At 43.5% G+C, this 382-nt stretch carries 1 pseudogene; it reads left to right on the top strand.

Annotated features, from left to right (window positions below):
* Nucleotides 1-63: 63 nt before the first annotated feature.
* A pseudogene (locus tag HBA93_RS19150) lies at nucleotides 64-382 on the top strand (sigma factor-like helix-turn-helix DNA-binding protein); the annotation flags it as partial.

Raw genomic sequence — 382 nt, 5'->3', positions numbered from 1 at the left:
TTCAGAGCCGGAAAACGTGATTGATCCTGATTTGTTTGAAGGCGAGGATCAGCACCCAGACTGGAGACCGTTTTAAAAGCATGGGCAAAACAGGACCTATTTGAAAAAGGTACAAACATAAATGCTTGGCTCTTCACTATTCTACGCAATGAATTTTATAATTTGATGAGAAAACGCGGCCGTGAGGTTCAAGATAGCGAAGGCATATATTGTAATAATATTGCAATTCATCCAGCACAGTACGGCTCACTTGATTTACACGATTTTCGTGTGGCGCTCAATCTACTCCCTGATGATCAACGGGAGGCGATTATTCTGGTAGGCGCCTCTGGTTTTTCGTATGAAGAAGCTGCAGCTATTTGTGGATGCGCGCTTGGAACAA

It is taken from the genome of Ochrobactrum sp. SFR4 (assembly GCF_019730395.1).
GTDB lineage: Bacteria > Pseudomonadota > Alphaproteobacteria > Rhizobiales > Rhizobiaceae > Pseudochrobactrum.
The sequence above is the reverse complement of the archived record's forward strand: the minus strand, read 5'-3'. Positions and strand labels throughout refer to the sequence as shown.